This window comes from Pseudomonas sp. GW821-FHT11D10 (genome assembly GCF_058808435.1).
The window spans coordinates 356,480-368,537 of sequence record NZ_JBXARR010000002.1 but is presented as its reverse complement, the minus strand read 5'-3'; the positions used below and the strand labels follow the sequence as shown (position 1 = coordinate 368,537).

General features: G+C 62.8%; 10 protein-coding genes. 7 read left to right on the top strand and 3 right to left on the bottom strand.

Translation table 11 applies throughout. From position 1 onward, the window contains the following. Positions 1 to 7: 7 nt before the first annotated feature. The 6 genes from AC1RT4_RS08065 to gcvP all read left to right on the top strand — a co-directional run bounded on the left by AC1RT4_RS08065 (position 8) and on the right by gcvP (position 8,798). Complete coding sequence (locus AC1RT4_RS08065) at positions 8 to 1,225, top strand: 2-octaprenyl-3-methyl-6-methoxy-1,4-benzoquinol hydroxylase (protein WP_493085288.1); 1,218 nt, start codon at positions 8 to 10, stop codon at positions 1,223 to 1,225. A gap of 107 nt (positions 1,226 to 1,332) precedes the next feature. Then, positions 1,333 to 2,337, top strand: a complete 1,005-nt coding sequence (locus tag AC1RT4_RS08060; protein ID WP_085746745.1) for an extracellular solute-binding protein — start codon at positions 1,333 to 1,335, stop codon at positions 2,335 to 2,337. A gap of 163 nt (positions 2,338 to 2,500) precedes the next feature. Beyond that, entirely contained in the window at positions 2,501 to 4,117 is a 1,617-nt protein-coding gene (locus AC1RT4_RS08055) for an ABC transporter permease (RefSeq protein WP_493084850.1), read from the top strand. A 157-nt stretch (positions 4,118 to 4,274) separates the two neighbouring features. After that, a complete protein-coding gene (gcvT, locus tag AC1RT4_RS08050; RefSeq protein ID WP_007951799.1) occupies positions 4,275 to 5,357 on the top strand; it encodes a glycine cleavage system aminomethyltransferase GcvT in 1,083 nt (360 codons plus the stop codon). 49 nt (positions 5,358 to 5,406) lie between these two features. Further along, positions 5,407 to 5,790 (top strand): glycine cleavage system protein GcvH, encoded by a 384-nt coding sequence (gene gcvH / locus AC1RT4_RS08045; RefSeq protein WP_262193227.1) that lies wholly within the window; start codon positions 5,407 to 5,409, stop codon positions 5,788 to 5,790. A gap of 134 nt (positions 5,791 to 5,924) precedes the next feature. Beyond that, complete coding sequence (gene gcvP, locus AC1RT4_RS08040) at positions 5,925 to 8,798, top strand: aminomethyl-transferring glycine dehydrogenase (RefSeq protein WP_493084847.1); 2,874 nt, start codon at positions 5,925 to 5,927, stop codon at positions 8,796 to 8,798. 55 nt (positions 8,799 to 8,853) lie between these two features. Here gcvP and AC1RT4_RS08035 read toward each other — a convergent pair whose 3' ends face one another. The 3 genes from AC1RT4_RS08035 to AC1RT4_RS08025 form a co-directional block, all read right to left on the bottom strand. Next, on the bottom strand, positions 8,854 to 9,171 hold the full coding sequence (locus AC1RT4_RS08035; protein ID WP_007951791.1) for a DUF2388 domain-containing protein: 318 nt from the start codon (positions 9,169 to 9,171) through the stop codon (positions 8,854 to 8,856). A 69-nt stretch (positions 9,172 to 9,240) separates the two neighbouring features. Then, the gene (gene tfpB, locus AC1RT4_RS08030) at positions 9,241 to 11,025 is read right to left on the bottom strand and encodes a type IV pilus assembly ATPase TfpB (RefSeq protein ID WP_273896115.1); all 1,785 of its coding nucleotides are present in this window, start codon (positions 11,023 to 11,025) and stop codon (positions 9,241 to 9,243) included. A 90-nt stretch (positions 11,026 to 11,115) separates the two neighbouring features. Further along, the gene (locus tag AC1RT4_RS08025) at positions 11,116 to 11,454 is read right to left on the bottom strand and encodes an ACT-like domain-containing protein (protein WP_375744385.1); all 339 of its coding nucleotides are present in this window, start codon (positions 11,452 to 11,454) and stop codon (positions 11,116 to 11,118) included. 126 nt (positions 11,455 to 11,580) lie between these two features. Here AC1RT4_RS08025 and AC1RT4_RS08020 point away from each other — a divergent pair, with 126 nt between their 5' ends. Further along, positions 11,581 to 12,051: an Lrp/AsnC family transcriptional regulator gene (locus AC1RT4_RS08020; protein WP_007951785.1), complete on the top strand. Its 471-nt coding sequence runs from the start codon at positions 11,581 to 11,583 to the stop codon at positions 12,049 to 12,051. Positions 12,052 to 12,058 lie beyond the last annotated feature (7 nt).

Genomic DNA, 12,058 nt, shown 5'->3' with positions numbered 1-12,058 from the left:
CATGGAAATGCGCGCGGATGTGCTGATTGTCGGAGCCGGAATGGTCGGCAGTGCCCTGGCGCTGGCGTTGCAGGGCAGCGGGCTGGAAGTCCTGCTGCTCGACGGCAGCCCGTTGAGCGTCAAACCCTTCAATGGCGACGCACCGTTCGAGCCACGGGTGAGCGCACTGTCGGCGGCCAGCCAGCGGATCCTCGATCGCCTCGGCGTGTGGGACGGCATTGTCAATCGACGCAGCAGCCCTTACACCGACATGCACGTCTGGGACGGCAGCGGCACCGGCCAGATCCACTTCTCGGCCAGCAGCGTGCACGCCGATGTGCTCGGCCATATCGTCGAAAACCGCGTGGTCCAGGATGCCTTGCTCGACCGTCTGCACGATTGCGATATGGGCCTGCTGGCCAACGCGCGACTGGAGCAGATGCGCCGTTCCTGTGACGACTGGCTGCTGACCCTGGCCGATGGCCGCACCTTGCGCGCGCCGCTGGTGATCGCGGCGGACGGCGCCAATTCTGCGGTGCGCCGTCTGACCGGTGTTGCCACTCGCGAATGGGATTACCTGCATCACGCCATCGTCACCAGCGTGCGCAGCAGCAAGCCGCACCGCATGACCGCGTGGCAGCGTTTTACCGATCACGGGCCGCTGGCGTTTCTGCCGCTGGAGCGTGACGGCCAGCAGGACTGGTGCTCGATCGTCTGGTCGACCACGCCAAGCGAAGCCGAACGGCTGATGGCGCTGGATGAAGCGGACTTCTGCCGTGAGCTGGAGCGCGCTTTTGAAGGTTGCCTCGGCGACGTCATCAGCGCCGATCCGCGTCTGTGCGTGCCGCTGCGTCAACGTCACGCCAAACGCTATGTTGCCGAAGGCCTGGCGCTGATCGGCGATGCCGCACACACCATTCACCCGCTGGCGGGGCAGGGCGTGAACCTCGGCTTCCTCGATGCCGCTGTGCTGGCTGAGGTGCTGTTGCAAGCCAACGAACGCGGCGAACGCCTGGCGGACGTGAAAGTCTTGAGCCGCTACGAACGCCGGCGCATGCCGCACAATCTGGCGCTGATGGCGGCGATGGAAGGCTTCGAGCGGTTGTTCCAGGCCGATCCGTTGCCGCTGCGCTGGTTGCGTAATACCGGGCTGAAAATCGTCGAGCAGATGCCCGAGGCCAAGGCGTTGTTCGTGCGCGAAGCATTGGGTCTGACCGGGGACTTGCCGGCACTGGCCAAGGCCTGACGAATGTCGTGCAACATCTGGTAACTCCTTGGGAAAGTGTTCGATTGAGCTCGTAAATGTGAGTCCTTATCATTTGGGCCACTTTTCCCGACCGAGAGACCGCTCCCATGTTGGCATCCAAGCGTGTTCTGACCGCACTGGCCCTGACCCTGATCGGCAGCACTGCCGCCCAGGCCGCCGACGAGGTGGTGGTCTACTCCTCGCGTATCGATGAGCTGATCAAGCCGGTGTTCGATGCCTACACCGCCAAGACCGGGGTGAAGATCAAGTTCATCACCGACAAGGAAGCGCCGCTGATGCAGCGGATCAAGGCCGAGGGCGAGAACGCTACCGCCGACCTGCTGCTGACCGTCGATGCCGGTAACCTCTGGCAGGCCGAGCAGATGGGCATTCTTCAGCCGTTCACCTCGAAAACCATCGACGCCAACATTCCTCTGCAATATCGCTCGTCCAGCCACGCCTGGACCGGCCTGAGCCTGCGCGCACGGACCATCGCCTACTCCACCGAACGAGTGAAGCCGGGCGAACTGACCACCTACGAAGCACTGGCCGACAAGAACTGGGAAGGCCGCCTGTGCCTGCGCACGGCGAAGAAGGTCTACAACCAGTCGCTGACCGCCACCATGATCGAAGTCCACGGTGCCGAGAAGACCGAGAAGATCCTCAAGGGCTGGGTCAACAACCTGTCCACCGACGTGTTCTCCGATGACGTCGCGGTGCTGGAAGCGATCAACGCCGGCCAGTGCGACGTCGGCATCGTCAACACCTACTACTACGGTCGCCTGCACAAGCAGAAGCCTGAACTGCCGGTGAAACTGTTCTGGCCGAACCAGGCGGATCGTGGTGTGCACGTCAACTTGTCGGGCATCGGCCTGACCAAACATGCACCGCACCCGGAAGCGGCCAAGGCGCTGGTCGAGTGGATGACCACGCCTGAGGCGCAGAAGATCTTTGCCGATGTGAACCAGGAGTTCCCGGCCAATCCGGCGGTGAAGCCTTCGGAAGAAGTGGCGGCTTGGGGACAGTTCGTGGCTGATACGCTGCCGGTTGAAGTGGCGGGCAAGCGTCAGGCTGAAGCGATCCGGATGATGGATCGGGCGGGTTGGAACTGAGTCATCCCTGACAGCACTGTTTGATCGTTCCCACGTCGAACCGTCTGCGTGGGAATGCAGCCCTCGACGCTCTGCGTCGCATCATCGACAGCGTGACGCAGAGCGTCACAGAATGTGTGCCCACGCAGAGCGTGGGCACAATCATTTGAACGAGACTGTTTCCTTGGCCCACCCCGCCCAACGCCGCTGGTACCCCGTCGTCTTCGCCATCGCCGCGTTGGTGCTGCTCCCCCTCAGCGTGCTCCTGCTCTCATGGCAAACCATCGACCACCAGATCTGGTCGCACCTCTGGGAAACCCAGATGCCACGCCTGCTGGGCAACACCCTGACACTGGTCTTCGGCGTAGGCATCGGCGTGACCCTGCTGGGCGTAAGCCTCGCCTGGCTCACCAGCCTCTGCGAATTCCCCGGCCGCCGTTGGCTCGACTGGGCGCTGATGCTGCCGTTCGCCATCCCGGCCTACGTGCTGGCGTTCGTCTTCGTCGGCCTTCTGGACTTCGCAGGCCCCGTGCAAACCCTGCTGCGCGAATGGTTCGGCACCGGCCTGCGCCTGCCACGGGTGCGCTCCACCGGTGGCGTGATTCTGGTGTTGGTGCTGGTGTTTTATCCCTACGTCTACCTGCTGGCGCGCACCGCGTTCCTGGCGCAGGGCAAGGGATTGATGGAAGCCGCGCGAGTGCTCGGCCAGTCGCCGTGGCAAGCATTCTGGCGTGTGGCATTGCCGATGGCGCGGCCGGCCATCGGTGCCGGCGTGGCGCTGGCGTTGATGGAAACCCTGGCGGATTTCGGCGCGGTGTCGGTGTTCAACTTCGACACCTTCACCACCGCGATCTACAAGACCTGGTACGGCTTCTTCAGCCTGCCCAGCGCCGCACAACTCGCCAGCCTGTTGCTGCTGGTGGTGATGCTGGTGCTGTACGGCGAACGTCGCGCGCGCGGCGCCAATCGGGCGAGCAACGAGCGGCCACGGGTCAAGGCGCTGTATCACCTGCGCGGGCCGAAGGCCTGGGCGGCGACCGGCTGGTGCGGTCTGGTGTTCGCCTGTGCGTTTGTCATCCCGGTGCTGCAACTGGTGGTGTGGTTCTGGCAACGCGGGCGATTCGATCTGGATGAACGCTACGCCGGGCTGATTCTCCACACGTTATATCTGGGCGGCATGGCGGCGCTGATCACGGTCAGCGTGGCGATGTTGCTGGCGTTCGCCCGGCGTCTGGCGCCCACCCGGACGATCAATTCCGCAGTCGGTCTGGCCAATCTCGGTTATGCCTTGCCGGGTTCGGTGCTGGCGGTGTCGATCATGCTCGCGTTCAGTTATCTGGATCGGGAGCTGGTGATTCCGCTGTCCGGCTGGCTTGGCGGTGCGGGCAAACCGTTGCTGCTGGGCAGTCTGGCGGCGTTGCTGCTGGCGTATCTGGTGCGGTTCGTGGCGGTGGCCTATGGGCCGCTGGAAAGCAGTCTGGCGCGTATACGGCCCTCTTTGCCTGAAGCGGCACGTAGCCTGGGTGTCAGTGGGCCGCGACTGTTTTTCAAAGTGTATCTGCCGCTGTTGCTGCCCGGCACGCTCAGCGCCGCGTTGCTGGTGTTCGTCGATGTGCTCAAGGAAATGCCCGCGACCCTGCTGATGCGCCCGTTTGGCTGGGATACGCTGGCGGTGCGGATCTTCGAAATGACCAGCGAAGGCGAATGGGCGAGGGCGTCGCTGCCGGCATTGACCCTGGTGCTGGTCGGCCTGTTGCCGGTCATCGGACTTATTCGCCGTTCGGCGCATCGAAACACTTAGTCGTCAGTCCTGAATCATGCGGCTACAATGCGCGGCATTCGGTGCGGTCCGTCTGACAGACCCTGTCGCTGAAATCGGCTGAAAGCCCCTTTTTACAGGGCTTTTTGATCCGTGCAGCAGCGCTCCGCACCTTCGCCACGCCCGGAAGGAGAAACCCATGGGACAGCGTACGCCTCTGTATGACCTGCATCTCGCCCTCGGCGCGAAGATGGTCGATTTTGGCGGTTGGGACATGCCCCTGCATTACGGCTCGCAGGTCGAGGAACACCATCAGGTGCGCCGCGATTGCGGGGTGTTCGATGTTTCCCACATGACCGTGATCGATGTCACCGGCCCCCAGGCCAAGGCCTGGCTCCAGCATTTGCTGGCCAATGACGTCGAACGCCTGCACAGCCCCGGCCGTGCGTTGTACAGCACCATGCTCAACGAGCGCGGCGGCATCGTCGACGACATGATCGTCTACCGCCTCGAAGACGGTTATCGTCTGGTGGTCAACGCCTCCACCCGCGATCAGGACCTGGCCTGGATGCAGGCACAGCTGGGCAGTTTCGATGTGCAAATGCACGAACGCTCCGAGCTGGCGATGCTCGCCATTCAAGGCCCCCATGCCCGGCACAAGATTGCCGAGCTGGTGACCCAGTCCCGCGCCAACCTGATCCAGATGCTCAAGCCTTTCGAAGGCCACGTCGACGGCGACTGGTTCATTGCGCGCACCGGCTACACCGGTGAGGACGGTCTGGAAATCGCCCTGCCGGCCGATCAGGCCCCCGGATTTTTCAACGATCTGGTGGGCGCCGGCATTTCCCCCATCGGCCTCGGTGCCCGCGACACGCTGCGGGTCGAAGCCGGCATGAACCTTTACGGTCAGGACATCCACCAGGACGTTTCGCCACTGGCCTCGAACATGGCCTGGAGCATCGCCTGGGAGCCGGCCACGCGCCGGTTCATCGGTCGCGACGCGCTGGAAGCGGAAAAAACCGCCGGCGTGCAGCACAAACTGGTCGGCCTGGTGCTTGAGGAACGCGGGGTTTTGCGGGCCCATCAGGTGGTTCGTATCGCTGATGTTGGCGAAGGGGAGATAACCAGTGGTAGTTTCTCTCCTACGCTTAGCAAGTCGATTGCCCTGGCGCGTGTACCGATGGCGACTGCCGACCGCGCCGAAGTGGAAATCCGTGGCAAGTGGTATCCGGTACGAGTGGTCAAACCGACCTTTGTCCGTCACGGCAAAACCTTGATCTAAACCTTTTCCGGCGGGCACGACCGCTGACAATTTCTTGAGGACACCGAGCATGAGCAACATCCCAGCTGAACTGCGTTTTGCCGAAAGTCATGAATGGGCGCGTCTGGAAGCCGACGGCACCGTCACCGTGGGCATCAGCGATCACGCCCAGGAAGCGTTGGGTGATGTGGTGTTTGTCGAGCTGGCAGAAGTGGGCAAGGTATTCGCCGCCGGTGATGCGGCTGGTGTCGTCGAGTCGGTCAAGGCCGCTTCCGACATCTACTCTCCGGTCAGCGGTGAAGTGTTCGCGGTCAACGAAGAACTGGCGGATTCGCCTGAACTGCTGAACGAAGACCCGTACACCGCGTGGATCTTCAAGCTCAAGCCAAGCGACAAGGCCGAGCTGGACAAGCTGCTCGACGCTGCCGCCTACAAGGCTGCCATCGGCGAATAAGCTGCAGGCGAGACCCCAAAGCCCCGACCCGTCGGGGCTTTTTTCTGCCCGGGACTTTTGCCGTCGGGGTGGCTGCTATGCTGGTTTGACCGTGTTGCATTGACGCCGAGCCGCCAGCCAAGAGAGAGCCCGTCATGTCCCAGTTGCCATCCTTGAGCCAGTTACGCGATCCCCATGCCTTTCTGCGCCGCCACCTCGGCCCCGATGCCGCCGAGCAACAGGCGATGCTCGACAGCCTCGGCCTCGGCAGCCGGGTCGAACTGATCGAACAGACCGTGCCGCCGGGCATCCGCCTCAACCGCGAGCTGGACCTGCCGCCGGCGCTGGACGAACAGGCGGCTCTGGCAAAGCTGCGCGGTTATGCCGAGCAGAACCAGGTCTGGACCAGCCTGATCGGCATGGGCTACCACGGCACCCTGACGCCGACCGTCATCCTGCGCAACGTGCTGGAAAATCCCGGCTGGTACACCGCCTACACGCCTTACCAACCGGAAATCGCCCAAGGCCGGCTCGAAGCGTTGCTCAACTTTCAGCAACTGACCATCGACCTCACCGGCCTTGAACTGGCCAACGCTTCGCTGCTCGATGAGGCCACCGCCGCGGCGGAAGCCATGGCCTTGGCCAAACGTGTGGCGAAGTCGAAAAGCAATCTGTTCTTCGTCGACGAAAACTGTCATCCCCAGACCATTTCTGTGGTGCAGACCCGCGCCGAAGGTTTCGGCTTCGAGCTGATCGTCGACGCTGTGGATAACTTGAAGCAGCACCAGGTGTTCGGCGCGCTGCTGCAATACCCCGACACCCACGGCGAAGTCCGCGACCTGCGGCCGCTGATCGATCACCTGCACGCGCAGCAGGCGTTGGCCTGCGTGGCTACCGATCTGCTCAGTCTGTTGTTGCTGACCCCACCGGGCGAACTGGGTGCCGATGTGGTGTTCGGCTCCTCCCAGCGCTTCGGCGTGCCGATGGGTTACGGCGGCCCGCACGCGGCGTTTTTCGCCAGTCGCGAGGAATACAAACGGGCGATTCCCGGCCGGATCATCGGTGTGTCGAAAGATGCCCGCGGCAATGTCGCGCTGCGTATGGCCCTGCAAACTCGCGAACAGCACATTCGCCGGGAGAAGGCCAATTCGAACATCTGCACCGCCCAGGTGTTGCTGGCCAACATCGCCAGTTTCTATGCGGTCTATCACGGCCCGGAAGGGCTGAAACGAATCGCCCAGCGGGTGCACCGGCTGACCTGCATTCTCGCCGCCGGGCTCGAACGCCATGGCATCCAGCGCCTCAACCAGCACTTCTTCGACACCCTCACGCTGGACGTGGGCGGGGCGCAAACCGCGATCATCGAAAGCGCCCAGGCTGCGCAGATCAACCTGCGCATCCTCGGTCGTGGCCAACTCGGTCTGAGCCTCGACGAGGCCTGTGATGAAAACACCGTGGCCAGACTGTTCGATGTGCTGTTGGGCGCCGATCACGGGTTGAGCGTCGATGATCTCGACGCTGAAACGCTGATCTCCGGCATTCCCGAAGCGCTGCAACGCAGCACGCCGTACCTGCGCCACCCGGTGTTCAACGCCCACCACAGCGAAACCGAGATGTTGCGCTACCTCAAGCAGCTGGAGAACAAGGATCTGGCGCTCAACCAGTCGATGATCCCGCTGGGTTCCTGCACCATGAAGCTCAACGCCACCAGCGAAATGATCCCGATCACCTGGCCGCAATTCGCCAACCTGCACCCGTTCGTGCCCCGGGAGCAGGCGGTCGGTTACACGCTGATGATCGAGGAGCTGGAGCGCTGGCTGTGCGCGATCACCGGGTTCGATGCGATCTGCATGCAGCCAAACTCCGGCGCCCAGGGCGAGTACGCCGGGTTGCTGGCGATCCGCAAATACCACGAGAGCCGCCAGCAGGGCGGGCGCGACATCTGCCTGATTCCTTCTTCGGCCCACGGCACTAACCCGGCCTCGGCGCAGATGGCCGGGATGCGCGTGGTGATTGTCGAGTGCGACGACGCCGGCAACGTTGATCTGGAGGACTTGAAAGCCAAGGCGTCCGAGGCCGGGGACAAACTGTCGTGCCTGATGGCGACCTACCCGTCGACCCATGGCGTGTACGAGGAAGGCATCAGCGAAATCTGCGAAGTTATCCACAAGCACGGCGGCCAGGTGTACATGGACGGCGCCAACCTCAACGCTCAGGTCGGGCTGGCGCGGCCGGCGGACATCGGCGCCGACGTGTCGCACATGAACCTGCACAAGACCTTCTGCATTCCCCACGGCGGAGGCGGGCCGGGCATGGGGCCGATTGGCGTGCGTGCGCATCTGGCGCCATTCGTTGCCAACCATCCGGTGATTCCGATCGACGGGCCGCAACCGCAAAACGGTGCGGTCAGCGCCGCGCCATGGGGCAGCGCGAGCATTCTGCCGATCAGCTGGATGTACATCGCGATGATGGGGCCACAACTGGCGGATGCCAGCGAGGTGGCGATCCTCGCGGCGAATTACCTGGCGCAGCATCTGTCCGGTGCCTTTCCGGTGCTCTACACCGGACGCAACGAGCGGGTGGCCCATGAGTGCATTCTGGATCTGCGGCCGCTGAAAGCGCAGACCGGCATCAGCGAAGAAGACGTCGCCAAGCGCCTCATGGATTACGGCTTCCACGCGCCGACCATGTCGTTCCCGGTGCCGGGCACCTTGATGGTCGAGCCGACCGAGAGCGAGTCCAAGGCCGAACTGGATCGTTTCATCGGCGCGATGCTGAGCATCCGCGCAGAAATCACCGAGGTGCAAAACGGCAATTGGCCGGCCGAGGACAACCCGCTCAAACGGGCGCCGCATACCCTGGCCGATATCACCGGCGTGTGGGAGCGGCCGTACAGCCTCGAGCAGGGCATCACGCCGGATGCGCACACCAAAGCGCACAAATATTGGCCGGCGGTGAACCGGGTCGATAACGTCTATGGCGACCGCAACCTGTTCTGCGCCTGCGTGCCGGTGGACGATTACCGCTGAACAGCGGGCAAAAAAATGCCGCTCGTGTGAGCGGCATTTTTGTCTGTCCGGAAGGTTATTCCGACGCCACGGCGTTCTTCGCCAGGATCGCGTTCGCCAGTTCCATGTCCGTTGCCTGCAGGCCCGGGTTGTCGGCGCGGACTTTCTGCATCGCCGCTTCCAGGTACGGGCCACGGATACCGCCGTCGCTGGCGACGAAGCTGCCGGCATCGTCCTGGGCGGCAACGATCAGTTTGTGATCCTTGAAGGTCAGGTAGGTCGAGCCGGTGGTGGCACCGGACGAAATGACGTTACGCCAAAAGCTGTCGGCCATTGCCGAACCGACGGGCAGAGACAGCAGGGCAAGGGTGGCGACAGCAAGTTTGAGACGCATGTTGGGTGACTCCACTGGTGTTGAATAACCGGTTGGATCGCCGTTTCCCCGATCCGGTTCCGTGAGCGGCTATTTCTGCTCGCTCTGTGGTGTCACCCGCAACACTTCCTCAAGCGTCGTCAGCCCGGCCGCGACTTTCTGCGCGCCGGACAATCGCAGGCTGCGCATGCCTTCCTTGAACGCCTGCCGGCGGATCGCAGTGAGATCGGTATCCGGATTGATCAACGCCTTGAGACCGTCGCTCAATTGCATGATTTCGTAGACCCCGGCGCGCCCGTGATAACCGGTGTCGCGGCACTCCAGGCAACCGATGGCCCGTTGCGCGTTGCCCGGCAGCGGCGCCTGCCACGGCCGGGTCAGGGTTTGCCAGTCTTCTTCATCAAGAGTCAGCGGCGCCTTGCAGTGCGGGCACAGCGTTCGCACCAGTCGTTGCGCCATGACGCCAAGCACGGTGGCCTTGATCAGGTAATGCGGCACGCCGAGTTCCAGCAGACGGCTGATGGCGCTCGGCGCGTCGTTGGTGTGCAGGGTCGAGAGCACCAGGTGTCCGGTCAGCGCCGCCTGAATCGCCATTTCAGCGGTTTCCAGGTCGCGGATCTCGCCGATCATGATGATGTCCGGGTCTTGCCGCATCAGCGCGCGCACACCGGCGGCGAACGTCAGGTCGATGTTGTGCTGGACCTGCATCTGGTTGAAGGCCGGCTCGACCATCTCGATCGGATCCTCGATGGTGCAGAGATTGACCTCGGGCGTCGCCAGTTTTTTCAGCGTGGTGTACAGCGTGGTGGTCTTGCCGGAACCGGTCGGCCCGGTGACCAGGATGATGCCGTTGGGCTGGCGGGTCATGTCCTGCCAGCGCCGCAGGTCGTCGGCGGAAAACCCCAGCTGATCGAAATCCTTGAGCAGCACTTCCGGGTCGAAGATCCGCATCACCATTTTTTCGCCGAACGCAGTGGGCAGAGTCGACAACCGCAACTCGACCTCGCCGCCGTCCGGGGTCTTGGTCTTGACCCGGCCGTCCTGAGGTTTGCGCTTTTCGGCGACGTTCATCCGGCCAAGGCTTTTCAGGCGACTGACGATGGCCATCGTCACCTGGGGCGGGAATTGATAGACGTTGTGCAGCACGCCGTCGATGCGAAAACGCACGGTGCCTTGCTCGCGCCGGGGTTCGATGTGGATGTCGCTGGCCCGCTGCTGGAAGGCGTACTGAAACAGCCAGTCGACGATGTTGACGATGTGCGCATCGTTGGCGTCCGGCTCCTGATCGCTGGCGCCGAGGTTGAGCAGTTGTTCGAAGTTGCCGAGGTTGCCGCTCTGCGCATCGGCATTGCTGGCGCCGCTGACCGATTTGGCGAGACGAAAGAATTCAACGCTGAAACGCTGAATGTCTGCGGGGTTGGCCACCACCCGCTTGATTGGCAGTTTCAGGACGTGAGTCAGATCTGCCTCCCAACCGCTGACATAAGGCTGGGCGCTGGCCACGGTCACCGCATCGCGGTCGACCGACACCGCGAGGATCTTGTGGCGCTGGGCGAAGGCATAGGACATCAGTGGCGTGATGGCCGCGACGTTGATCTTCAGCGGATCGATCCGCAGGTACGGCTGGCCAGCCTGCTGCGCCAGCCACAGGGTCAGGCTTTCCAGGTCAAGGTGTTTGCCCGGACGGCTGAGATCGTCCAGTTGCTGGCTGGCGATGAATTCCAGCGGGTGCTTCTGGCCGTGGGCGGCATGCCGACGCCGGGCATTCAGCGCCTGCTCGGCCGAGTCCTGGCAGATGAACCCCTGGGCGACCAGTTCACGCAGTACCTCATTGAGATCCAGCCAGCGGTCCTGAGTGGCGAGTTGAACGGACATGCGGGCTCCTTTTGAACGACAGTGCGCAAAGGATAGTCGTGGCCCCGCCGACCGTTGGGCCACTACCCGACGAAGACGTTTCGGTTCTTGTCAGCCGGCCGCCTGCGCCGGCGCATCCCACGCCGCGTCGGGGTTTTGCAGGTTCACCGAGCAGACGCTGATCAGGTTACGAAGTTTTTCCGCGATCACCTGGGCGCGGTGCCAGCTCAGGCCGCTCATGACGATGTCGATCGACAGCAGATCGTCCAGCCGCTGGACATTGACCTGTTCCGGGGTGAGGAACTGCAAGGCGAACAGGTTCAACACCCGTACCAGCAAATCCGGCTCGGCCTCGGCCAGGATCTGGTACTGCGCGAGGCAATGGGCGTTGCTGGCGTTCCACACATCGGCACGGGGCGCAGGGGTGTTGACGGCTTCGAGGTGTGGCATGGCAGGTCTCCGTAATCAGTGGAGGAATTTTTACATCCGATGCCGGGCATTTCTTGTCTAAGATGAGCTGATCAGGCGGTTGGTTGGGTGAATCAATTCGCTATAGGATTCTTTTGAGGATTAGTTATGCACAGTGAGCTGGACAGCTACGACCGGCGCATTCTCGCCCTGCTGCAAGAGGACGCTTCCTTGTCCAGCGCACAGATCGCCGAGCAGGTCGGCCTGTCGCAGTCGCCGTGCTGGCGACGGATTCAGCGGATGAAGGAGGAGGGGATCATTCGTGGTCAGGTGACCTTGCTCGATCGCAAGAAGATCGGTCTGAACACGCAGATCTTCGCCGAGATCAAACTCAACGCCCACGGCCGTTCGAACTTCACCGAATTCACCGAGGCGATTCGCGGCTTTCCCGAAGTGCTGGAGTGTTACGTGCTGATGGGGGCGGTGGACTTTCTGTTGCGGATTGTTGCGGCGGACATCGAGGCGTATGAGCGGTTCTTCTTCGAGAAGCTGTCGCTGGTGCCGGGGATTCAGGAGGTGAACTCGATTGTGGCGCTGTCGGAGATCAAGTCGACGACGAGTTTGCCGGTACTGCGCTGATTTGATG